This is a genomic window from Rahnella sp. GSA61A, from assembly GCF_019969905.1.
GTDB lineage: Bacteria > Pseudomonadota > Gammaproteobacteria > Enterobacterales > Enterobacteriaceae > Rahnella > Rahnella aceris.
On the sequence record NZ_JAHXYO010000006.1, the window covers coordinates 35,341 to 58,226 of the forward strand.

The 22,886-nt window shown below is 54.5% G+C and carries 18 protein-coding genes; 12 read left to right on the plus strand and 6 right to left on the minus strand.

What is annotated here, in order from left to right:
* Positions 1-15 precede the first annotated feature (15 nt).
* Positions 16-2,448 carry a formate C-acetyltransferase/glycerol dehydratase family glycyl radical enzyme gene (locus LC431_RS09760; RefSeq protein ID WP_223509740.1) on the minus strand — a complete coding sequence of 811 codons (2,433 nt, stop codon included), beginning with the start codon at positions 2,446-2,448 and terminating at the stop codon, positions 16-18.
* 5 nt (positions 2,449-2,453) lie between these two features.
* Entirely contained in the window at positions 2,454-3,353 is a 900-nt protein-coding gene (locus LC431_RS09765) for a glycyl-radical enzyme activating protein (RefSeq protein ID WP_121019239.1), read from the minus strand.
* Positions 3,354-3,500: 147 nt separating this feature from the next.
* Between LC431_RS09765 and fsa the strand changes: the two genes are divergently transcribed.
* A complete protein-coding gene (gene fsa / locus LC431_RS09770) occupies positions 3,501-4,166 on the plus strand; it encodes a fructose-6-phosphate aldolase (RefSeq protein ID WP_037034458.1) in 666 nt (221 codons plus the stop codon).
* Positions 4,167-4,425: 259 nt separating this feature from the next.
* Complete coding sequence (gene kdgT / locus LC431_RS09775; RefSeq protein WP_013575896.1) at positions 4,426-5,424, plus strand: 2-keto-3-deoxygluconate transporter; 999 nt, start codon at positions 4,426-4,428, stop codon at positions 5,422-5,424.
* A 57-nt stretch (positions 5,425-5,481) separates the two neighbouring features.
* Here the strand turns inward: kdgT and lsrK are convergent, their stop codons facing one another.
* Together lsrK and lsrR are read right to left on the minus strand one after the other, a co-directional pair.
* Positions 5,482-7,074 (minus strand): autoinducer-2 kinase, encoded by a 1,593-nt coding sequence (gene lsrK / locus LC431_RS09780; protein ID WP_223509798.1) that lies wholly within the window; start codon positions 7,072-7,074, stop codon positions 5,482-5,484.
* A gap of 70 nt (positions 7,075-7,144) precedes the next feature.
* Positions 7,145-8,119: a transcriptional regulator LsrR gene (gene lsrR, locus LC431_RS09785; protein WP_013575894.1), complete on the minus strand. Its 975-nt coding sequence runs from the start codon at positions 8,117-8,119 to the stop codon at positions 7,145-7,147.
* A 231-nt stretch (positions 8,120-8,350) separates the two neighbouring features.
* Here lsrR and lsrA point away from each other — a divergent pair, with 231 nt between their 5' ends.
* Genes lsrA through lsrG form a run of 6 tightly spaced genes read left to right on the plus strand, consistent with a single transcriptional unit; the run spans position 8,351 to position 14,227 of the window.
* Positions 8,351-9,913, plus strand: a complete 1,563-nt coding sequence (lsrA, locus tag LC431_RS09790) for an autoinducer 2 ABC transporter ATP-binding protein LsrA (protein ID WP_119261739.1) — start codon at positions 8,351-8,353, stop codon at positions 9,911-9,913.
* Positions 9,907-10,983: an autoinducer 2 ABC transporter permease LsrC gene (gene lsrC, locus LC431_RS09795; RefSeq protein ID WP_126124954.1), complete on the plus strand. Its 1,077-nt coding sequence runs from the start codon at positions 9,907-9,909 to the stop codon at positions 10,981-10,983. The genes lsrA and lsrC overlap by 7 nt, the downstream gene beginning before the upstream one ends.
* Positions 10,983-12,008, plus strand: coding sequence for an autoinducer 2 ABC transporter permease LsrD (gene lsrD, locus LC431_RS09800; RefSeq protein ID WP_126124953.1), 1,026 nt, complete (start codon positions 10,983-10,985; stop codon positions 12,006-12,008). Before lsrC ends, lsrD begins: the two co-directional genes overlap by 1 nt.
* A gap of 28 nt (positions 12,009-12,036) precedes the next feature.
* Positions 12,037-13,038, plus strand: a complete 1,002-nt coding sequence (gene lsrB, locus LC431_RS09805) for an autoinducer 2 ABC transporter substrate-binding protein LsrB (protein ID WP_369794782.1) — start codon at positions 12,037-12,039, stop codon at positions 13,036-13,038.
* Between the two features lie 19 nt (positions 13,039-13,057).
* On the plus strand, positions 13,058-13,933 hold the full coding sequence (gene lsrF, locus LC431_RS09810; protein ID WP_013575889.1) for a 3-hydroxy-5-phosphonooxypentane-2,4-dione thiolase: 876 nt from the start codon (positions 13,058-13,060) through the stop codon (positions 13,931-13,933).
* Positions 13,934-13,936: 3 nt separating this feature from the next.
* Positions 13,937-14,227, plus strand: coding sequence for a (4S)-4-hydroxy-5-phosphonooxypentane-2,3-dione isomerase (lsrG, locus tag LC431_RS09815; RefSeq protein WP_037034453.1), 291 nt, complete (start codon positions 13,937-13,939; stop codon positions 14,225-14,227).
* A gap of 197 nt (positions 14,228-14,424) precedes the next feature.
* Here the strand turns inward: lsrG and xylB are convergent, their stop codons facing one another.
* Complete coding sequence (gene xylB, locus LC431_RS09820; protein ID WP_223509743.1) at positions 14,425-15,876, minus strand: xylulokinase; 1,452 nt, start codon at positions 15,874-15,876, stop codon at positions 14,425-14,427.
* Between the two features lie 91 nt (positions 15,877-15,967).
* The gene (gene xylA, locus LC431_RS09825) at positions 15,968-17,287 is read right to left on the minus strand and encodes a xylose isomerase (RefSeq protein WP_126124951.1); all 1,320 of its coding nucleotides are present in this window, start codon (positions 17,285-17,287) and stop codon (positions 15,968-15,970) included.
* A 381-nt stretch (positions 17,288-17,668) separates the two neighbouring features.
* On the opposite strand from xylA, the gene xylF reads away from it, so the two are divergent.
* The 4 genes from xylF to xylR all read left to right on the plus strand — a co-directional run bounded on the left by xylF (position 17,669) and on the right by xylR (position 22,829).
* Positions 17,669-18,661, plus strand: coding sequence for a D-xylose ABC transporter substrate-binding protein (gene xylF, locus LC431_RS09830; protein WP_015690054.1), 993 nt, complete (start codon positions 17,669-17,671; stop codon positions 18,659-18,661).
* Between the two features lie 101 nt (positions 18,662-18,762).
* On the plus strand, positions 18,763-20,268 hold the full coding sequence (locus LC431_RS09835) for a xylose ABC transporter ATP-binding protein (protein ID WP_119262242.1): 1,506 nt from the start codon (positions 18,763-18,765) through the stop codon (positions 20,266-20,268).
* A complete protein-coding gene (gene xylH, locus LC431_RS09840) occupies positions 20,261-21,460 on the plus strand; it encodes a xylose ABC transporter permease XylH (protein WP_013575883.1) in 1,200 nt (399 codons plus the stop codon). The genes LC431_RS09835 and xylH overlap by 8 nt, the downstream gene beginning before the upstream one ends.
* Positions 21,461-21,641: 181 nt before the next feature.
* Positions 21,642-22,829: a D-xylose utilization transcriptional activator XylR gene (gene xylR / locus LC431_RS09845; protein ID WP_013575882.1), complete on the plus strand. Its 1,188-nt coding sequence runs from the start codon at positions 21,642-21,644 to the stop codon at positions 22,827-22,829.
* The last annotated feature ends 57 nt before the right edge of the window (positions 22,830-22,886 follow it).

Genomic DNA, 22,886 nt, shown 5'->3' on the forward strand with positions numbered 1-22,886 from the left:
ATTCAGATGCGAATTTTAAAGTGAATGTTCTGTACGGGCGATAATATCATCCTGAGCCTCAGGCGATAAGGCCGTAAAGAATGCGGAGTAACCGGCGACACGGACAACCAGGTCGCGATAGTTCTGCGGTTCCTCACGCGCTTTAAGTAATGTCTCGCGGGAAACAATATTGTACTGAACATGCCAGCCGCGATGTTCCTCAAAGAATGTCCGCAGCATTAGCATTAACGTCTCGCGTTCGCTTTCATTTTCCAGCGATGCCGGATTCAGTTTCTGATTGAGCAGTACGCCGCCGAGAATCGCTTCTGTCGGTAATTTGCTCAGCGAATTAAAGACCGCTGTCGGCCCGAGATGATCGGTACCGGATGCCGGGCTGGCCCCTTCCGCCAGCGGCGTAAAGGCTTTACGTCCATCCGGCGTGGCGGTAGTTGCGGCACCAAACGGCACGTTGGCCGAAATAGACGATGTACCCGCGTAATACGTGCCACCGACCGGGCCGCGTCCGAAGCGGGTATTGTGATAATTCGACAGTTCATCGATATAGCACTGATACGCACGCACCAGCAAATTATCGACCTCGTCTTGATCATTGCCGTATTTCTCTGCGCCGTTAATCAGCCGCTGACGCAGTCGTTCGCCGTCCAGTCCCTCATAATCTGAAGCCAGCGCGTTGGCCAGCTCCTGCTGGCCAATCACGCCCTGATCGAATACCAGCTTTTTCACTGCCGCCAGGCTGTTACCCAGATTGGCGATCCCGACCTGCAATCCTGAAACCCAGTCGTATTTCGCACCGCCTTGCTTGATGGTTTTCCCGCGTTCTATACAGTCATCGACCAGCGCCGAACACAAAATATCCTGCGCATTCTCTTCCAGAACCGTATCGACCACGCATTCGATTTCGATGGATTTGCGGGTGTAATAACGGATTTGTTCATCCCACTGCGCAAAGACCTGATCGAAATTATCGAAATTCCCCTGCGACAAACCGCGTTCCTGCGGCAGGAAGCGGGTATGACTTTTCGCGTCGTGCCCCTGTTCAAGCGCGGCGAGCATCACGCGGGCAAAGTTGATGAAACTCATGCCGGTACAACGATAGCCCCACTTGCCGCCGACTGCCGTTTCGATGCAGCCAATGGCGGCATAATCATAAGCATCCTGTTTTTCGACGCCCAGTTTGATGAATTCTGGAATAACAATTTCATCGTTATTAAAGGCGGGCATGCCAAAACCACAGCGGATCACCTGTACGCAGGCATCAAGGAAGTCGCGGCTCATTCCGGCGTGATAGCGCACGCTCAGATTCGGCTGGGTGGATCGCAATTGTCCGCAGGATTCCAGAATGGCGTATGACAGCGGATTGACCGCATCGGATGCCACGTCATTATGCAAATTCTGACCGCCGATGGTGACGTTCTGGTACAACGGGCTGCCCGCCGACGCTTTGGAATGCGTACCGGAGCGGATCTTGTTCACTTCCAGCAATTTCAGCCAGCAGCTTTGCAGCAGTTCGATGGCCTGATCACGCTCCAGCGTTTGTTCCAGCTCAACGTCACGACGATAAAACGGATACAAATACTGATCCATGCGGCCAAACGACACGGAGTGGCCGTTGGATTCAATCTGCAAAATAAGCTGAATGAAGTAACACAGTTGCAGCGCCTGCCAGAAGTTTTGCGGTGGCTGATGAGCAATGACGTCGCAGTTGGCGGCGATGGTCAGTAACTCGCTACGGCGCTGCTCGCGGGTTTCCGTGGCGGCCATTTCCCGTGCCAGTTGTGAGAAACGCATGACGTGGTCGCTGACCGCTGCCAGCGTGATATCAATGGCTTTCAGCAATTGCTCTTTATGCAAATCTTCCCAGTCAGTCAGCCGAATGCGGCTGCGACGCTCGCCCACTTTACTGCTTAATCCGTCCAGACCCAGTTCCAGCAGCAGCGGGAAATTCACCGCAAGATGGGCATCGCCGGAAGTCATATTGCCTTCGGCTTTTACGATACCGCTGTCGAGCAACGCTTTCTGCTCATCGGTAAACATACCGTAGCAGCGGTCCTGCACGGTCTGCCCGCGCCACCACGGGCAGAGTTCATGCAGGATTTTTTTGTTGGCTTCGCTGACGACAAAACCTGCGCCCGGCCGGTCAGCAAGCGCGTCAATTTCACTTTCGATCCAGCCCACGGTGTATTCCGGGAAAATCGGTGCAGCGCGCACTTCGCTGGCCTGATTACCGACGATCAGCTCGTCATGTTTGATCCAGATAGTGCGTTTGCTCAGATGTTCAGCCAGCGCCAGCGCGCGGCGTACCGCCAGCGGTTTGTCAGCATGTTGCTGATAAACCTGCGTGTAATGCTGTGCGCGCTCGGTACATACCGGTGGCTTGACGATGTGGATCAGGGCTTCTTTATGAGACCGGATACGGGCGGAAAGGGTGTTCAGATTCAGTTGGGTCATTTTTCTTATCCTCTTAACTGTGCACAAAGTCCTTTTTCTGCGGCGTATTGTTCAGCGAACGTCAGCAGGTCAGGGTCATTTAACGGCTGGCGTGGCGCCAGATAAGGTTGCCCCAGCAGGACATACTTATTGATGCCCAGCGTGTGGTACGGCAAAAAGTGAATGGCTTCGCAGCCGGTTTCATCCGCCGCAAAATCAACGATCTGGCGGATGGATGCCCGGTCAGCATTAAAATCAGGAATTAACGGCACACGGACGATGAGCTTTTGTCCGGCCGCAGCCAGACGACGGAAATTATCCTTCACTCTTTTGGCGGAACCGCCGGTCAATCGGCGGAAAGGTTCATCGGCCACATGCTTGAGATCCGCCAGCAATAAATCCAGCGCCCCCAGCGAAGGCTCAATGTATTTCCACGGCACATGCAGACAACTTTCCACGGCGGTGTGCAGCCCTTCGTGACGGCAACGTTGCAGCAGTGTCAGCGCAATTTGTGGCTGCAGGAAAGGTTCGCCGCCGGAAAGCGTCACACCGCCGCCGGTACGGGTATAAAAAGGTTTATCCCGCAGGATTTGCTGCATCAGGGCGTCAATATCCGCGTCATTTCCACACACACTCAGTGCGCCGGAGGGGCAAACCTGTTCGATCAGACAGCGATCTTCTGCCTGAAATTGTTCATGCCGAATCCCGATGCGGTCATGTTCTATGCTGACTGCATGTGGAAAAGTCTTTGCGCAGTGCTGACATCCTGCGCTGCATAAACGTGAATCGAACAGCACGTCAGGCGCCGCCGAACGACTTTCCGGATTCTGGCACCAGGTACAGCTCAGGGAACAGCCTTTCAGAAAAACCACCGTCCGGATCCCCGGGCCATCATGTGTGGAATAACGCTGCACATTGAAAATCATCTCGACGCTCCCTGGTGCTAAAAATCTTCTTTCGCAATTTAATAACTTTCATTCGAAAGTGATTTTGATGATGATCAACAAACCTTCTGCTTGCTGACGTACACTCTCTGAACTTTGCATTCACTCACAAGTTTCAGGGAGAAAGTTATGGAGCTGTATCTCGATACTGCCGATGTCACTGCGGTAAAACGTTTGTCGCGCATCCTGCCGTTGCAGGGGGTCACCACGAATCCGAGCATCGTGGCGAAAGAAGGTAAATCGCTGTGGGAAGTGCTGCCTGCCTTGCGCGATGCGCTGGGGGGTAACGGTAAATTGTTCGCACAGGTGATTGCTGCCGACGCCGAACAAATGGTTGCAGAAGCGTTGTTGTTGACGCAGCGGGTGTCCGGTTTGGTCGTGAAAGTGCCGGTAACCCGTGAAGGTCTGGCGGCCATTAAAAAGCTGAAGGGCATGAATATCCCGACGCTGGGCACGGCGGTGTATGGCGCAGGTCAGGGATTACTGGCGGCACTGGCGGGGGCGGAATACGTTGCGCCTTATGTGAACCGTCTGGATGCACAGGGCGGTGACGGCATCGCGATGGTCAAAGAGTTGCAGACCTTGCTCAGCCTGCACGCGCCGCAATCGAAGGTGCTGGCCGCCAGTTTCCGAACCCCACGTCAGGCGATGGATTGCCTGCTGGCGGGATGTCAGTCAATCACCTTACCGGTGGATGTGGCCGAACAGTTACTCAATACACCTGCCGTCGAAGCGGCGATTGAAAAGTTTGATACTGACTGGCGTCAGGCGTTCGGCACTTTATCGCTGAGCTGACATTTTTGTGTGATACCCGGCCCGCACAGGCAACTGTTGCGGGCTTTTTTGTTTTTGTGTGTTAAGTATTTTCGTACAAATAATTCGAAAATGTGATTTCTCTCCGAAATTAAATATTGACGGAGTAAATTATTAAAACTACCGATCTAAAAAATAGAAACATCGTTTCAATTTATGAGTTGAATCACTTTTATCACCCTGAGAAATGGATAACGTAGCGGCATCAGGTAGTCCGTGACTTTTAAATCAGGTGAAAATTATGCACATTAAACGAGCGATAGAAAAAATCCCCGGCGGGATGATGTTGGTGCCTCTCTTCATTGGTGCGCTGTGCCATACCTTCGCGCCTGATTCGGGCAAATATTTTGGTTCCTTCACCAACGGGCTGATGACCGGCACCGTACCTATTCTGGCGGTGTGGTTCTTCTGCATGGGAGCCTCCATCAAACTCAGCGCGACCGGCACGGTGTTGCGTAAATCCGGCACGTTGGTGGTCACCAAAATCGCGGTGGCGTGGATTGTTGCGGCGATAGCATCACGGTTCATGCCGGAAAATGGTGTGGAATTCGGCTTCTTCGCCGGACTTTCCGTGCTGGCACTGGTGGCTGCAATGGACATGACCAACGGCGGCCTGTATGCCTCGGTAATGCAGCAATACGGCACGAAAGAAGAAGCGGGCGCATTTGTGCTGATGTCTCTGGAATCCGGCCCGCTGATGACTATGGTGATCCTCGGCACCGCAGGCATCGCGTCTTTTGAACCGCACGTCTTCGTTGGCGCCGTGTTGCCGTTCCTGGTCGGTTTCAGCCTGGGCAATCTCGACCCGGAACTGCGCGAATTCTTCAGCAAAGCGGTACAAACCCTGATCCCGTTCTTCGCCTTCGCACTCGGTAACACCATCAACCTGAACGTCATCGCACAAACCGGTCTGTTAGGTGTGTTGCTGGGGATGTCGGTTATCGTCATCACCGGTATTCCGCTGATCCTCGCCGACAAATTCATCGGAGGCGGCGATGGTACCGCCGGTCTCGCTGCCTCCAGTTCTGCGGGGGCCGCGGTGGCAACGCCGGTCCTGATTGCTGAAATGGTGCCGCAGTTCAAACCGATTGCCCCGGCTGCAACCGCGCTGGTTGCTACCTCGGTTATCGTCACCTCAATTCTGGTGCCGATCCTGACCGCAATGTGGTCGAGAAGAGTGAAGAACAAAGCAGTGAAAGGCAAAGTGGCGATGGATCCGCCGATGGCGAGTATCAAATAACGCCAGATTTGGATTACTCCTCCCCTTCGCAGGGGAGGAGGCAGTCCGGAATTATCCTCACAGTCCTGGCGCTTTCCACATCGACGTCGTTAGCTGCCGGTCCACCAGCCCCAGTTGATCCGCATACACTTCCTGCCAGTTGGCTTTCTGCACCAGATATTTTGCGTGGTTCGCCACATCCGGCTGATATTCCCGTTCCCAGCGCACCAGGGCTTCACCGGTGTCTGCAAGCGACGAATACACGCCTGCCGCGACACCCGCTGCAATCGCACAGCCCAGCGCGGTGGCTTCTTTGACCACCGGCACATTGACCGGAACACCCGTCACATCACTTAAAATCTGACACCATAATTTGCCCTTCGAACCGCCGCCGGAGAACACCAGCGACCTGGCGCGTACACCGGAAAATCGGGCGATCATATCCAGATTACACGCCGATACGATGGCGGCGTTTTCTTCTAACGCGCGGAATAGCACCGGTTTGTTGCATTTTTCCGGGTCGATGGACAGATTGATGAACGACGGGGCGGCGTGATACCAGTTCTTGAAATGCATCGCATCCGAGAATACCGGCGTGACGCCCCAGGCCCCCACAGGCACGCGGGCGGCCATGTCTTCCAGCAAGCTGTAAGCATCCACGCCAAGACGCTGCGCCATGGTTTTCTCTTCGGTACAGAATGCGTCACGGAACCAGCGCATGGTCAGTCCGGTAAAGAAACTGATGGATTCGGCCTGTGCCATACCGGGGATGACGTGCGGATTGACGCGGATATTCATTTCGGGGTCGGTGACCGCTTCCGGCAGGTTGACGATTTGCTGCCAGAATGTGCCGCCAAGGACGGCGGTCTGGCCGGGACGCACCAGACCCAGGCCGAGCGTGCCAAGTTGCGCGTCGCCGCCACCCATGCCGACCGGCGTTCCGGCTTTCAGTCCACAGGCATCGGCCGCGCTGGCCGTGACATAACCGAGGCGTGTACCCGTTTCAGCCACCGGAGAAAGCATATCGGCGCGCAGCCCTGCCATATCCAGCAACTCAGGTCGCCAGTTGCGGGTGGTTAAATCCAGCATGCCGGTGGTACCGGCGTTGGACGGATCCACCGCCAGTTCGCCGCTGAGCATGTAGGCCAGCCAGTCGCTGATCATGGTAATAGTGGCAGCCTGACGGTAAATATCGGGGCGGTGATGGGCCAGCCATAGCAGGCGCGGCATGGCGCTGAGGGCCAGTGTCTGACCGGAGCATTCATAGACTTCGCGTTCAAATTCGAAATCGTGGATCTCTTTTAATTCGGAAACTTCACGGCTGGCGCGGGCATCGACGTTGGCGCAGGCCCAGACAGGTTCGCCGGATTTGTCGTACAGCACGATCCCTTCGCGCATGGAACAGGCCGCCACTGCGCGGATCGCAGAAGCGGGGATATGTGCTTCCTGCAATGCCTGACGAATACACTGACAGGCCAGTTGCCAGTTTTTTTGCAGATCAAATTCCATTGAACCGGGCACATCCGGCACCGCCAGATGGATCCATTCGGCCTGTCCGGCGGCTATCTGCTCGCCTTCGAGATTGAAAATCACCGCGCGGATACTGCCGGTACCAGCATCCAGCGCCATCAGATAGTTGCGGTCGTGGTCAGAGTTCAGGGTAGAGGTCATCGCAATGTTCTCTCGTGCCAGTTTATCGGGCACCGTGTACCTGACCGCCACGCCCCTTACACCCTGCGGGTCAGTCGAGCAGCGCCAGCATGGCTCTTGCTGTGCTCTCTTCAGTTACCAGTGCATTAATTCGTCTGCCTTTCAGCGCCGCGACGATGGCTTCAGCTTTCTCGACCCCACCTGCGACGCCTAACACGGTCGGAATGCTGGCCAGTTCGTCCGGCGCGACGGCAATCAGCTCATCGTGGATTGCCATGTTTTCTGCCAGCTCGCCGTTGCGCTGCATAAAGAAACCGAGAATGTCGCCGACCGCGCCTTTGCGGCCAAACAGCAGCTGCTCACCTTCGCTGATATAACCGGAGCGCAAAATAGTCGCGTCCTGTTTCTGGTTCAGCGAGCCAATGCCGACGACCGCAATATCTGCCGCGCAGGCGGCCAGCATGACATCGTGTACATTACGTTCCTGACGGAAAATAGCCGCTACGCTGGCTGATGACGCCCGCAGCGGAGCCGGAATAATGCTCACTCCGCAGGCTGCATCAAGCTGACCAATCCCGGTCATATAGGGCCCGACGCCGCCGGAAAGCGTGACCATGCGGATTTGTTGTGAGGAGATGAATCCGCTCAGATGTTGCAACGTACTCATCGCCGTTTCGCCAAAACCCACAGCCAGCAGTTGTTCCGGCCTGAGCAATGTCATCAGCATGTGTGCTGCGCCGACCCCCAGCCGTGTGCTCAGCGAGCCGTCGGCCAGTTGTGGCAGCACGCGGATCTGCTGTAAACCAAAGCGTTCGAGCAGGGTATTTTCCAGCGTCAAACAGCCCTCAAAACGCGAGTTAATTTGTACGCGGATCACTCCTGACTGCCGGCCTTTTTCCAGCAGGCGTGACACTTTCAGCCGCGTCAAACCAAGCCGTTCACCAATTTCATTCTGGGTCAGGCCGTCGTGGTAATAGAACCACGCGGTGCGCGCCAGCAGTTCCTCTTCGCCCATGCTGAATTCCGGATGGTTAGTCAAATCGGAAAGCGTTGTCTTCTCATTCATAGTGAACACTTATCAAAATGTAGATCAATTGTTCGTTAACAAAATGTTGTTAACTGTGATGTGTTTTGCAAATTTCAAATGATTACTGCCTGAATCATAACGCAGAGTATATGAGTTGAACAAACTGTGATCAGCACAAAAGTTTTCCCTGCCACCTCGGTCTAGTTTTATGAACAATGTTAAATGATAAATACATTTGTTCAATTAATGTATCAAGCCAGAGGCCGGTGTATGCAGAGCAGCAAACAGTTATCAGCAGACCTGCAAACCACGAACCTGCTGTTGCAGGTCAGCGGTGTCAGTAAAAGCTTTTCCGGCGTGGCAGTGCTGAAAGACATCGATTTCAGCCTGCAAGGCGGAGAAGTCCACGCGCTGCTTGGCGGCAATGGAGCGGGTAAATCGACACTGATGAAAATCATTGCCGGTGTCGAAATAGCCGACAGTGGCACGTTACTGCTCGGCGGCGAGCCTTTACTGGCGCAGTCACCAGCAAAAGCGCATCAGGCGGGGATTTATCTGGTACCGCAGGAGCCGATGCTGTTTCCCAGCCTGACCGTGCGCGAAAACATCCTGTTCCGCCTGCCTGCACATCAGGCCGGCGAAAAAAAATTGCAGCAAACGCTGGCTGATCTGGGGTGCAATTTACCGCTGGGTGCCCTTGCCGGAACCCTGGAAGTGGCCGATCAGCAACTGGTGGAAATCCTGCGCGGGCTGATGCGCGATGCGCGGCTGTTGATCCTTGATGAACCAACCGCCTCGCTGACACCGGCGGAATCCGCCCGCCTGTTTACACAAGTCCGTCATCTCACCGGGCAGGGCGTCGGGGTGGTATTCATCTCGCACAAACTGCCGGAAATACGTGCGATTGCCGACCGGGTCAGTGTGATGCGTGATGGCAAAATTGCGCTCAGCGGCAGGCTCGCCGAACTGGATAACGATGCGCTGATCCGCGCCATCACCCCGCATTCCCAGGACACCGCGCTGCCCGCAGAGCAAAAGTTGTGGCTGGATTTACCCGGCACACGACGCAACCCGGCAGGCAGCGAACCGGTCTTGCAGGTGCAAAACCTGACCGGTGAGGGCTTTATTAATATTTCATTCAGCGCCCGCGCCGGGGAAATCGTCGGGCTGGCAGGCGTGGTGGGGGCAGGGCGCACCGAACTGGCAGAAACCCTGTATGGCCTGCGCGACGCCCGACGTGGTCAGGTGCTTTTGCAGCAACAAGACATCAGCGGCCTGACGACCTTACAGCGGCTGAAAAAAGGGCTGGTGTATTTGCCGGAAGACCGGCAGGCATCCGGCCTGTATCTCGACGCGCCGCTGAGCTGGAACACCACCTCACTCACCTTCAACCGTCAGGGCTGGTGGCTGAACATCAAACGCGAAGCGGCGGTGCTCGAACGCTATCACCGTGCGCTCGGCATTCAATACCGCGACGGGTCACAAACTGCCCGTACGCTTTCCGGCGGTAATCAGCAAAAACTGTTGATCGCCAAATGTCTTGAGGCACAGCCCGCGGTGCTGATTGTCGATGAACCTACGCGCGGCGTGGATGTGTCCGCGCGCGCTGACATTTACCAGTTGCTGCGCGAAGTGGTGCAACAGAACGTGGCGGTGATCCTGATTTCATCTGATCTGGATGAAATTGAAGGACTGGCGGATCGGGTATTCGTTATGCATCAGGGGGAAATGAGCGGCGAATTGCAGGGCAGCGACATCAACGTCAGCAACATTATGCATATCGCATTTGGTAATCATGCCAAAACCCCCGCCACCGGAGGAACCTCATGCTAAAGCGGATACAAAACAATCGTGAACTGACCGCGTTGATGGCGATTATTGCGCTGTTTGCCTTGCTCGGTGCGATGGACCGGCAGTCGTTCAGCTTTCAGACACTGAGCATGATTTTTGGCAGCGCGCAGATCCTGATGTTGCTGGCGATGGGGGCCACCGTGGTGATGCTGACCCGCAACATCGACGTGTCGGTCGGTTCCGTTACCGGCCTGTGCGCCGTGACGCTGGGGGTTTTGCTCAACGGCGGCATGAACCTGCCGCTGGCCTGTCTGCTGACTCTCGGCACCGGTTTACTGGCCGGAATATTTAACGGTGTACTGGTCGCCTGGCTGCGTATTCCGGCGATTGTCGCCACGCTCGGTACGCTGGGGTTATACCGCGGGCTGATGCTGCTGATGACTGGCGGCAAATGGATTGAAGGCTTACCGGCCGGGCTGAAATCTCTGTCAGAACCGGTTTTCCTCAATGTCTCCCCGCTCGGCTGGCTGGTGATTGTCTTGCTGGCTGCGATGTTCTGGATGCTGGGTCGCACGGCGTTTGGCCGCAGTTTCTACGCTGTCGGCGACAACTTACAGGGTGCCAGACAACTTGGCGTGGCCGTCAACCGGGTACGCATTCTGGCATTTGGCATTAACGGCATGATGGCCGCCATTGCCGGAATTGTCTTCGCTTCACAAATCGGCTTCGTGCCCAATCAGACCGGCAGCGGGCTGGAGATGAAAGCCATCGCCGCCTGCGTGCTGGGCGGCATCAGCCTGCTCGGCGGCACCGGCTCCATTCTCGGTGCGGTGCTCGGCGCGTATTTCCTGACCCAAATTGACAGCGTGCTGGTGCTGTTACGCCTTCCGGCGTGGTGGAACGATTTTATCGCCGGGCTGGTGCTGCTGGCGGTGCTGGTATTTGACGGCAGATTGCGGCAGGCGCTGGAGAAAAACTTGCGGCGGCAGAAGTATTCACGCTTTCTGGCGGCCACGCCACCGCCTCAGAAGAAACCCGTTGAACGCAAATCTCAGCAACCGAAAAATACAAGCCGCCGGCTAAGTACCGGCAAAAAGAGCGGGGTAGTGTGATGAACAAACTCCAACAATATGGCTGGGAAATCGCGCTGCTGGCGTTGTTGGTCATCGAAATCTTACTGTTCGGTTTCGCCAATCCGCGCATGCTGGACGCCAGTACGCTGCTGTTCAGCACCAGTGATTTCATCACCATCGGGATTGTGGCGTTACCACTGACACTGGTGATTGTCAGCGGCGGTATCGACATTTCCTTTGGTTCCACCATCGGACTGTGCGCCATCGCGCTCGGTGTACTGTGTCAGGCCGGTGTGCCGCTGGCACTGGCCATTATGCTTACGCTGGCACTGGGCGCGGCCTGTGGTTTGCTCAATGCGGCGCTGATTCTTTATACCGGCGTGAATCCGCTGGTCATCACACTGGGGACGCTCTACCTGTTCGGCGGCAGCGCCTTACTGCTTTCCGGGCTGGCGGGCGCGACGGGTTTTGAGGGTATCGGTAATTTCCCCGATGCGTTCACCAACTTTGCCAATCAGATTGTGCTGGGCCTGCCCATGCCGCTGGTGATCTTCCTGCTGGCGACACTGTTTTTCTGGCTGCTGATGCACCGCAGTCGCACCGGTCGCAACGTCTTCCTCATCGGTCAGAATGCCCGAGTGGCGCGTTATGGCGCATTGCCGGTCAGCCGCACGGTGTTTGCTCTCTACGGCATGACCGGGCTGGCGTCGGCCGTGGCCGCCATTCTGATGACTTCGTATTTCGGCTCGGCGCGTTCTGATCTCGGTAATGCGCTGCTGATGCCCGCTATCACCGCGGTCGTGCTGGGCGGTGCCAATATCTACGGCGGTTCAGGTTCCATTCTCGGCACAGCGCTGGCGACACTGCTGATCGGGTATCTCCAGCAGGGTTTGCAGATGGTTGGCGTCTCCAGTCAGGTTTCCAGTGCGCTGTCCGGCGCGCTGCTGATCCTGGTGGTGATTGGCCGCTCTGCCAGCCTCAACCGTGGTCTTATCCGCAGTGTTTTCCAGCGCTATTGCCGGCGCGGGTCTGCGCCTTCTCCTTCCTTGACGTCTTCTCAATAAGCCGGGGTTAATGATGAAAGCCAACACAATGAAAATCTTGTTAATTGCCAGTGCCGTGAGCCTCGCGTGTCTGAGCGCACAGGCGGCTGAACGTATCGCCTTTATCCCAAAACTGGTGGGCGTCGGTTATTTCACCAGCGGCGGCAACGGCGCAATGGCCGCCGGTAAAGCGCTGGGCGCGGACGTGACCTACGACGGTCCGACCGAGCCGAGCGTTTCCGGTCAGGTGCAGATGATCAACAACTTTGTCAATCAGGGATACAACGCGATTGTGGTGGCGGCGGTATCACCCGACGGCCTGTGTCCGGCGCTTAAACGCGCGATGCAACGCGGCGTGAAAGTGCTGACCTGGGATTCCGATACCAAACCGGAATGCCGCTCGATTTACATCAATCAGGGCACACCACAACAACTGGGTTCGATGCTGGTTGAGATGACCTCCAGCCAGGTGAAAAAAGAGAAAGCGAAAGTGGCGTTCTTCTATTCCAGCCCGACAGTGACGGATCAGAATCAGTGGGTGAAAGAGGCGAAAGCCAAAATCGCCAAAGAGCATCCGGGCTGGGAAATCGTGACCACGCAATACGGTTATAACGATGCCACTAAATCCCTGCAAACCGCCGAAGGGATCCTGAAATCTTATGGCGATCTGGATGCGATTATTGCCCCTGATGCCAACGCATTACCGGCAGCGGCTCAGGCGGCGGAAAACCTCAAACGTACCAACGTGACCATCGTCGGTTTCAGTACGCCAAACGTCATGCGCCCGTATGTCGAACGCGGCACGGTGAAACAGTTCGGTCTGTGGGACGTGGTCAGCCAGGGCAAAATTTCGGTTTATGTCGCCGATCAGTTATTGAAAAAAGGCGCGCTTAACGTGGGTGACAAACTGGATGTGCCGGACGTCGGAACGGTGGAAGTGGTGCCGAACAGCGTGCAGGGCTACCAGTATGAGGCCAAAGGTAACGGCATCGTTTTACTGCCGGAACGCGTGGTCTTCACCAAAGACAACATCGGCAAATACGATTTCTGATCAGTAAGGAGAAAAGAAAATGGCAGATCTGGACGATATCAGAGACGGCAAAAATTTCGGCATCGGCACGCCGCAGGATAATCACGCGTTCTTCCTCAAGGGCAGCGGTCAGCTTGACTGGGGAATGCAGTCGCGGCTGGCGCGGATTTTCAATCCGCAGTCTGGCCGTACGGTGATGCTGGCGTTTGACCACGGTTATTTTCAGGGGCCGACGACCGGCCTTGAACGCATCGACATCAACATTGCGCCTTTGTTTTCGCATACCGACGTGCTGATGTGTACCCGTGGCGTGCTGCGCAGCGTGGTGCCTGCGGCGGTGAACAAACCGGTGGTGATGCGGGCTTCCGGTGGTAACTCGATCCTGACTGAACTCTCTAACGAAACGGTGGCGGTGGCGATTGAAGATGCGCTGCGCCTGAATGTCGCCGCGATGGCAGCGCAGGTGTATATCGGCAGTGAATACGAACATCAGTCGATCAAAAACATTATTCAACTGGTCGATCAGGGGATGCGTTACGGCATGCCGACCATGGCGGTGACCGGCGTCGGCAAAGACATGGCGCGGGATCAGCGTTACTTCTCGCTGGCAACCCGCATTGCCGCTGAAATGGGCGCGAACATTATCAAAACCTACTATGTCGATGAAGGTTTCGAACGCGTCGCAGCGGGATGTCCGGTGCCGATAGTGATTGCTGGCGGCAAAAAATTGCCGGAACGCGAGGCGCTGGAAATGTGCTTCAAAGCCATCGATCAGGGCGCATCCGGTGTGGACATGGGGCGCAACATCTTCCAGTCCGAATCGCCGGTTGCCATGCTGAAAGCGGTGAAAGCGGTGGTGCATGAAAACGCCAGCGTGGCGCATGCTTATGAACTGTTCCTGAGTGAAAAGGGGTGAATCATGGAAGTGACACTGGTCGAAATTAATGTTCAGCCGGAAAAGGTGGATGAGTTCCTGGCGGTATTTCACGCTAACCATTTGGGCGCGGTGAAGGAACCGGGAAATCTCAGATTTGATGTGTTGCAGGACGAGGCGGTACCGACGCGCTTCTTTATCTACGAAGCCTATCAGGATAACGACGCTGTGCTGGCACACAAGAAAACACCGCACTATTTGAAATGCGTCGAGGCGCTGGAGGGGATTATGTCGGAGCCGAGGAAGAAGACGGTGTTTAAAGGGGTATATCCGTAAGGTAAAAACGGGTTTGCTCCACCTTTAGTGAGGACCATAGCGGAGCATTATTAGTTTTGGCTCCTCCCCCTGCGAAGGGGGAGGCTGGGAGGGGGTTTTAGGGGCTAACACTTAGTCAAAGCTGACTTTAACTGTCTGATTTTTCTTTAATACCCCACCCCAACCCTCCCCTTCGCAGGGGAGGGAGCAGTCTTGTATTACATCAACCCCTCAAGCCTCACATATAACTCCCTGAACACTTCACGCCGCTCCGCATACGCAGTATGCCGTTCTGCGTCCGGCTGATGTACTTGCTCAAGTGGCAGTTCCGGCAGGAACCGCTCCAGCGGTTGCCCCGGATTCATGGCGATTTGTGCTAAACGTGCAGCACCGAGCGCCGGGCCGACATCGCCGCCGGTGCGGTATTCCAGCGTTTTACCGCTGATGTCGGCCAGCATTTGCCGCCAGTAAGGGCTGCGGGCGCCGCCGCCAATCAGCGTGATGCTGTGCGGTTTCAGACCGGTTGCGTGCAGCACGTCCATTCCGTCTGCCAGAGCAAACCCCACACCTTCAAGTACGGCGCGGGCGATATCAGCCGGGCCATGCTGATGGGTCAGGCCGAACAATACACCTTTGGCATTCGGGTTATTATGCGGGGTGCGTTCGCCGGAGAGATACGGCAGGAACCAGACCGGTGAATCTGCAGGCGGGGTCTTTTCTGCCAGACTGATCAGTTCGCCAACCGATGCGGTGCCGGTCAGTTTTGCAGCCCAGTCCAGACAAGAGGCGGCGCTGAGCATGACGGACATCAGATGCCAGGTGTCGGGCAGGGCATGGCAGAAGCTGTGTACCGCCTGTTGCGGATTACTCAGAAAACCGTCGCTTACCGCGAAATACACGCCGGACGTACCCAGGGATAGCATCGCTTGTCCGGTTTTATACAACCCGACACCGACCGCCCCGGCGGCATTATCACCGCCACCGGCAATCACCGGCACGGAATCCATGTTCCAGCGTGAGGCGAGTTCCGGCAACAGGTGTCCGGTAATCTGATTACCTTCGAAAAGCGCGGGCATCTGCTGGCGTGTCAGGCCGGTGGCATGCAGTAATTCGTCATTCCAGTCGCGCTTAGCGACATCCAGCCACAGGGTGCCAGCGGCATCAGACATATCGCTGGCGAACACGCCGGTCATCAGCCAGCGCAGATAATCTTTGGGCAGCAGAACCTTGTCTGTTTTGGCAAACACATCCGGTTCGTTTTCACGTAACCAGAGTAATTTGGGCGCGGTAAAACCGGGCATCATCAGATTACCGGTGATCTGGCGGGAATTCGGGACTTCCGCTTCCAGTTGCTGACACTGACTGAAGCTGCGGCCATCGTTCCATAAAATGGCCGGACGTAACACGTTCTGTTGTGCATCCATTACCGTCGCGCCATGCATCTGACCGGTCAGACCGATGGCTTTGACGTCTTTGAGTGAACGCTGATGCGAAAGCGCCGTGACCGCCTTGTCCGTGGCTTTCCACCAGTCAGCGGGAAGTTGTTCAGACCACAGCGGATGCGGGCGGGAAAGGGTTAACGCCTCACTGTGGCTGGCGACCACCCGACCTTCTTCGCTGAGTAAAATGGCTTTCACGCCAGATGTGCCAAGATCTATTCCGAGATACATAGTTTTCCCTTATCTGTTAACCCGAATCTGTAACGATTAACGCCCTGCAATTCCGCGCGCAGCGGGCAGGGCGTCAACTTATTTTAGCCGGTTAACCAAACAGATAGCGGTTAACCAGATTCTCCAGACGCTCCTGCTGACCGCTCTGGTGCTGAGGGGACAGCGCGTTGTGTTGCGCATAGTTGCTCAGGGATTCCAGTGACATTTTGCCTTGCAGGATCTGCTGGCCCAATTCTGTGTTCCAGCCAGCGTAACGTTGGGCAACATGCTTATCCAGTTCACGGCTTTCAATCATACGGGCTGCCACTTTCAGCGCCAGCGCCATGGTGTCCATTCCACCGATATGGCCGTAGAACAGGTCATATTTATCGGTGCTCTGGCGACGAACTTTTGAGTCAAAGTTCAGGCCTCCGGTGGTGAAACCGCCCGCTTTGATGATTTCATACATCACCAACGCATTTTCTTCCACGCTGTTCGGGAACTGATCGGTGTCCCAGCCACACTGCGGGTCGCCACGGTTTGCATCGACGGAACCGAAGATACCCAGAGCAATTGCGTTAGCAATTTCATGGTGGAATGAGTGACCCGCCAGCGTGGCGTGGTTGGCCTCGATATTCACTTTGATCTCTTTTTCCAGGCCAAACTGTTTCAGGAAGCCATAGACGGAAGCGACATCATAATCATATTGATGCTTGGTCGGTTCCTGCGGTTTAGGTTCGATCAGCAGGGTGCCCTGGAAGCCAATTTTGTGTTTGTGCTCAACGACCATCTGCATGAAGCGACCCAGTTGTTCGCGTTCCTGACGAAGATCAGTATTGAGCAGGGTTTCGTAGCCTTCACGGCCGCCCCACAGCACGTAATTTTCGCCCCCCAGTTGTTTGGTGGCATTCATGGCGTGCACAACCTGCGTTGCGGCCCAGGTATAAATTTCTGGATTAGGATTGGTCGCCGCGCCTGCGCCGTAACGTGGATTGGTAAAGCAGTTAGCTGTACCCCACAACAATTTTACACCGCTGGCTTCCTGCTTTTGCGCCAGTACATCAGTCATGATGGCAAAATTATTGACGTATTCTTTAATTGATGTGCCTTCCGGCGATACGTCAACGTCATGGAAGCAATAGTAAGGCACGTTCAGCTTCTGGAAGAATTCGAAAGCGACATCCGCTTTACTTTTAGCCAGCTCCAGCGCGTCACCGGGATGTTGCCACGGGCGGTCAAAGGCGCCCACACCGAACATGTCATTACCATTCCAGCAGAAGGTGTGCCAGTAACAAGCCGCGAAACGCAGATGCTCAGCCATCGTTTTGCCGAGGATCACTTCTTCAGGGTTGTAATGACGGAATGCCAGCGGATTAGTGCTGTTAGCACCTTCGTAGCGAACTGCGTCGAGCTTGTCGAAATATGCGTGCATTGATAACTCCTTGAAAACGGGCCCAGCGGGACTGGGAGGCTGAGGCTCTATCTTCGGAGTTGACGTGACATCCCACAATTACGTTATTTCACACTCAATTTAATAGAATTATTAAGTGTGCGGCAGATCGCATAAATAACCTTTTTTCTTGTCGTTTTTATCCGTCTTCCACGATATCTCGATAATAAAAGTATCTGGCTTGTGCATATTACAATCAAACTATGATCCCCATCATAATTCCTAAAATAAACAAAAAATCGTAATGCAGTGATTAAAATCTGCAATTGCCGATTAATTACCCAGCGACAACAATCCTTGTGTCATTGCTGTACGCACTTCTCTGTATCTGCCTCTACTTATTCTTATAAAAGGTCTGACATGATGAAAATGAATAAAGTAATTCTTTCTGCCTGTGCCGCATTAGTGCTTTTTAGCCAGTCAGGGTTAGCGAAAGAAATTAAAATTGGTATGGCTATTGATGACTTACGTTTAGAGCGCTGGCAAAAAGACCGTGATATTTTTGTGGCTAAAGCCAAAACGCTCGGCGCGGATGTTTTTGTGCAATCCGCAAACGGCAATGAAGAAACACAAATGGCGCAGATTGAAAATATGATCAACCGTGGCGTCGATGTGCTGGTCATCATCCCGTATAACGGCGAAGTGCTCAGCAACGTGATCGCCGAAGCGAAGCAGGAAGGCATCAAGGTGCTGGCCTATGACCGCATGATTAACAACGCGGACATTGATTTTTATATCTCTTTCGACAATGAAAAGGTCGGGGAGCTGCAGGCACAAAGCCTGGTTGAGCGTGTGCCGCAGGGGAATTATTTCCTGATGGGCGGCTCGCCGGTGGATAACAACGCCAAGCTGTTCCGCGCAGGACAAATGAAAGTGCTGAACCCGCTGATCAAAGACGGGAAGATTAAAGTTGTGGGAGATCAGTGGGCCGATGGCTGGTTGCCGGAAAACGCCCTGAAAATTATGGAAAATGCCCTGACGGCCAACAACAACAAAATTGATGCCGTGGTGGCGTCTAACGATGCGACGGCCGGTGGTGCAGTACAGGCTCTGTCAGCACAAGGGCTGGCAGGGAAAGTAGCGATCTCGGGTCAGGATGCCGATCTCGCGGCGATCAAACGTATCGAAGCCGGTACTCAAACCATGACCGTTTATAAACCGATTACCAAACTGGCCAATGACGCTGCCGAAATCGCGGTGCAGTTAGGCAAAGGGGAAACCCCGAAATCCAATGCCACATTAAATAATGGCAAAAAAGACGTGCCGTCTTATTTATTAACACCGATTCCGGTGGATAAAAATAATATTGAAAGCACCGTGGTGGCCGACGGATTCCACAAAAAATCAGACCTTTAATTTTTCAATATTTTCTATAGAAACAACACTTCCCCCCGGAAGTGTTGTTTCTGCTGGAGGTGAAAGTGCCAGAACAATATGAAAAATTACCGTTGCTGGATATGCGCAATATCACCAAGCGGTTTGGTGCAGTAAAAGCCGTTGATAATATTAGTCTGACGTTATCTGCGGGTGAAGTGCTATCGCTGTGTGGCGAAAATGGATCGGGTAAATCCACGTTAATGAAAGTGTTGTGCGGTATTTATCCGCAAGGAACGTTTGAAGGTGAAATTTATTTTTCAGGAGAACGTCTTACTGCGAAAGGTATCCGTGATACCGAGCAAAAAGGGATCGCCATTATTCATCAGGAACTTGCGCTGGTTAAGCAACTGAGTGTGCTGGAAAACATGTTTCTGGGTAATGAATGGGGCAGTTATGGGCTGCTGGATACCGACAAAATGTATCTGCGTTGTCAGCGCATGCTGGCGCAGGTCAAACTCAATATTGATCCGCATACGCTGGTCGGGGAACTGGGGCTCGGGCAGCGGCAACTGGTTGAAATTGCCAAAGCGCTGAACAAGCAGGTCCGTTTGCTGGTGCTGGATGAACCGACGGCATCATTGACCGAAAGTGAAACCGCGATTTTGCTCGATATCATTCGTGACCTGCGCCATCACGACATCGCCTGTATTTATATTTCCCACAAACTCAATGAAGTCAAAGCCATATCGGACAAACTGTGCGTGATCCGCGATGGTCGTCATATCGCCACCTGCAATGCCGCCGGGACGTCGGAGAAAGAAATTATCGCCATGATGGTGGGGCGTGAACTGACGGAACTCTTTCCGCCGCGTGAACGCCAGATCGGTAAGGAAATATTAAGGGTGGAAAATCTTACTGCCTGGCATCCGGTTAACCGGCATATCAAACGGGTGGATAACGGCGGTTTTACGTTACGTGAGGGCGAGGTGCTGGGTGTCGCCGGACTGGTGGGTGCCGGAAGAACCGAAATGATGGAGTGTTTATTTGGTGTTTATCCGGGACGCTGGTCTGGCGATATCTGGCTGCAAGGCGAGAAAGTGCAGATCACCGATTGCCGCGATGCCATGCGGCGCGGGCTGGCGATGGTGCCTGAAGACCGTAAACGTGACGGCATCGTGCCGGTTATGGCCGTTGGCAGCAACATTACACTGGCGGCGTTAAGCCAGTTCAGCGCTGGCGGTGTTCTGCGCGAAGCCGAAGAACAGCACAGCATCAGTGAGTCAGTGAAACAACTCAAAATCAAAACCTCTTCTCCCGAACTGGCAATCGGGCGGCTCAGCGGTGGCAATCAGCAAAAAGCCATTCTGGCACGGTGCCTGCTGCTAAAACCTAAAATCCTCATTCTTGATGAACCGACGCGCGGGATCGACGTCGGGGCAAAACATGAAATCTACAAACTGATCGGCCAGCTGGCGGCGCAGGGCATGGCAATTATCGTCATCTCATCAGAGTTACCCGAAGTGCTGGGACTCAGCGACCGCGTGGTAGTCATGCATCTCGGACAGGTCAAAGCCTGTCTGGATAACAATAATTTAAGTCAGGAACAGGTCATGGAAGCCGCATTGAGGAGTGAATCTTATGTCTAAATTTCCCCAACCAGGAACCCCGTCTGCGCCTGCAACTCAGGGTGGGGCCGACGCGTTATTTTCGATGCAGAAACTGAAGAGTATTAACCTGCAGGTGTTCGTCATGCTGGCGGCCATTGCGGTGATTATTGTCTTCTTTAGCGTCACCACTGACGGCGCGTATATCAGCGCACGTAACGTGTCTAACCTGCTGCGTCAGACCGCCATCACCGGCATTCTGGCTGTAGGCATGGTCTTTGTGATCATCTCAGCGGAGATCGACTTGTCCGTCGGTTCCATGATGGGGTTACTGGGTGGAGCGGCGGCGATTTTCGATGTCTGGCTCGGCTGGCCTTTGCCGCTCACCATTGTGGTGACTCTGGCATTAGGGCTGCTGTTGGGCGCATGGAATGGCTGGTGGGTAGCATATCGTAAAGTCCCGTCATTCATTGTCACACTGGCCGGAATGCTGGCGTTTCGCGGCATCCTGATTGGTATCACCAGCGGCACCACGGTATCACCGACGACACCTGCAATGTCGTTAATAGGTCAGAGTTATCTGCCGGATTCTTTCGGTTTTGGTATTGGTGCGATTGCGCTGGCCCTGTTTATTGGCTGGCAGTGGCGCAGGCGCAAACAGCGGGCGGTGCTGGGTTTGCCGCTGACCGCAGCAAAAAGTGATGTGACCCGCCAGGCACTCACTGCGGTTATCGCGCTGGGCGCTATTTACCTGCTCAATGATTATCGCGGTGTGCCAACGCCGGTGTTGATTCTGGTGGCGCTGATGTTGGGTGGCATGTTTATGGCCTCCCGCACCGCATTTGGCCGTCGTATTTACGCTATTGGCGGCAACATTGAAGCGGCGCGGTTATCCGGTGTTAATGTCGAGCGCAGCAAGCTGGCGGTGTTTGCGATAAACGGTCTGATGGTAGCGATTGCCGGTCTGATCCTCAGTTCGCGGTTGGGGGCAGGTTCGCCTTCGGCGGGGAATATCGCGGAACTGGATGCCATTGCAGCCTGCGTTATTGGCGGAACGAGCCTGGCGGGTGGTGTCGGCAGCGTAGCCGGTGCGGTCATGGGGGCTTTCATTATGGCTTCGCTGGATAACGGCATGAGCATGCTGGATGTACCAACGTTCTGGCAGTACATCGTTAAAGGCGGAATTTTACTGCTGGCGGTCTGGATGGATTCGGCGACCAAACGACGTGCATAAAGTCAGCAGAGATGGCAGTGATGACGGGTGGTCACTTAGGAAAGTCTGAGCAACCTCACAAATTCACTAAGCTAAATCTACGTAAGCCATGGCGTTGTGCTATTGACCAACCCAATCAGCCTCATTCATGAGTACAAATGAATGAGGCTTTAGTCTATTAGAAAACCGGTGAGAGACAGGCATGTTTGAAAAACGTTATCGGATCACGTTGTTATTTAACGCCAACAAAGTCTATGACCGTCAGGTCGTCGAAGGCGTGGGTGAATACCTTCAGGCCTCACAAAGCGACTGGGATATCTTCATTGAGGAGGATTTCCGCTGTCGCATAGACAACATTAAAGACTGGCTTGGTGATGGTGTGATCGCCGATTTTGATGACCGTGAAATTGAAACGTTGCTTGAAGGCCTCAATGTGCCGATTGTCGGGGTGGGCGGGTCTTATCATCAGGAAGAAGATTATCCGCCGGTGCATTATATCGCTACCGACAACTACGCACTGGTTGAAGCGGCCTTTATGCACCTGAAAGAGAAGGGGATTAACCGCTTCGCGTTTTACGGTTTGCCTGATGCCGGGGGAAAGCGCTGGGCGCAGGAACGCGAGCACGCGTTCAGAAAACTGGTGTCTGCTGAACAGTATCAGGGTGTGGTCTATCAGGGGATGGAGACAGCACCGGAAAACTGGCAACACGCTCAGAACCGGCTGGCGGACTGGATCCAGACACTGCCGCAGCAAACTGGCATTATTGCGGTTACCGACGCCCGCGCACGTCATCTGTTGCAGGTGTGCGAGCATCTGAATATTCCTGTACCAGAAAAGCTTAGCGTCATTGGTATCGATAATGAGGAACTGACGCGCTACCTGTCGCGTGTCGCCTTGTCATCCGTGGTACAGGGCACGCGCCAGATGGGCTATCGCGCCGCGAAACTTCTGCATCAGTTGCTGGATCAGCGTGATTTACCGTTACAGCGTATTCTGGTACCGCCGGTAAAAGTGGTAGAACGCCGCTCAACGGATTTCCGATCACTGCGTGATCCGGCCGTCATTCAGGCGATGCATTACATCCGTTACCATGCATGCAAAGGGATTAAGGTTGAACAGGTTCTCGATGCCATCGGCATGTCGCGTTCTAATCTTGAGAAACGGTTTAAGGATGAAACCGGACAGACGATTCACGGCGTGATCCACGAAGAAAAACTCGACCGCGCCCGCAACCTGCTGGCCGCTACCTCGATTTCCATCAATGAGATCTCGCAGATGTGCGGATATCCGTCGCTGCAATATTTCTATTCGGTATTCAAAAAAGGCTATGAAATGACCCCTAAAGAGTACCGCAGCATTCATGGCGATAGCGTGTATCAGGATGTCTGAAAGCCGCATAAAAAAATGCCCCGTTCAGTGACGAACGGGGCATGAACACATCGATAC

What these genes read in the sequence shown, in the direction of transcription:
- LC431_RS09760 (WP_223509740.1), bottom strand. Translation starts at nt 2,448, where the DNA reads ATGACCCAACTGAATCTGAACACCCTTTCCGCCCGTATCCGGTCTCAT.
- LC431_RS09765 (WP_121019239.1), bottom strand. Translation starts at nt 3,353, where the DNA reads ATGATTTTCAATGTGCAGCGTTATTCCACACATGATGGCCCGGGGATC.
- fsa (WP_037034458.1), top strand. Translation starts at nt 3,501, where the DNA reads ATGGAGCTGTATCTCGATACTGCCGATGTCACTGCGGTAAAACGTTTG.
- kdgT (WP_013575896.1), top strand. Translation starts at nt 4,426, where the DNA reads ATGCACATTAAACGAGCGATAGAAAAAATCCCCGGCGGGATGATGTTG.
- lsrK (WP_223509798.1), bottom strand. Translation starts at nt 7,074, where the DNA reads ATGACCTCTACCCTGAACTCTGACCACGACCGCAACTATCTGATGGCG.
- lsrR (WP_013575894.1), bottom strand. Translation starts at nt 8,119, where the DNA reads ATGAATGAGAAGACAACGCTTTCCGATTTGACTAACCATCCGGAATTC.
- lsrA (WP_119261739.1), top strand. Translation starts at nt 8,351, where the DNA reads ATGCAGAGCAGCAAACAGTTATCAGCAGACCTGCAAACCACGAACCTG.
- lsrC (WP_126124954.1), top strand. Translation starts at nt 9,907, where the DNA reads ATGCTAAAGCGGATACAAAACAATCGTGAACTGACCGCGTTGATGGCG.
- lsrD (WP_126124953.1), top strand. Translation starts at nt 10,983, where the DNA reads ATGAACAAACTCCAACAATATGGCTGGGAAATCGCGCTGCTGGCGTTG.
- lsrB (WP_369794782.1), top strand. Translation starts at nt 12,037, where the DNA reads ATGAAAATCTTGTTAATTGCCAGTGCCGTGAGCCTCGCGTGTCTGAGC.
- lsrF (WP_013575889.1), top strand. Translation starts at nt 13,058, where the DNA reads ATGGCAGATCTGGACGATATCAGAGACGGCAAAAATTTCGGCATCGGC.
- lsrG (WP_037034453.1), top strand. Translation starts at nt 13,937, where the DNA reads ATGGAAGTGACACTGGTCGAAATTAATGTTCAGCCGGAAAAGGTGGAT.
- xylB (WP_223509743.1), bottom strand. Translation starts at nt 15,876, where the DNA reads ATGTATCTCGGAATAGATCTTGGCACATCTGGCGTGAAAGCCATTTTA.
- xylA (WP_126124951.1), bottom strand. Translation starts at nt 17,287, where the DNA reads ATGCACGCATATTTCGACAAGCTCGACGCAGTTCGCTACGAAGGTGCT.
- xylF (WP_015690054.1), top strand. Translation starts at nt 17,669, where the DNA reads ATGAAAATGAATAAAGTAATTCTTTCTGCCTGTGCCGCATTAGTGCTT.
- LC431_RS09835 (WP_119262242.1), top strand. Translation starts at nt 18,763, where the DNA reads ATGCGCAATATCACCAAGCGGTTTGGTGCAGTAAAAGCCGTTGATAAT.
- xylH (WP_013575883.1), top strand. Translation starts at nt 20,261, where the DNA reads ATGTCTAAATTTCCCCAACCAGGAACCCCGTCTGCGCCTGCAACTCAG.
- xylR (WP_013575882.1), top strand. Translation starts at nt 21,642, where the DNA reads ATGTTTGAAAAACGTTATCGGATCACGTTGTTATTTAACGCCAACAAA.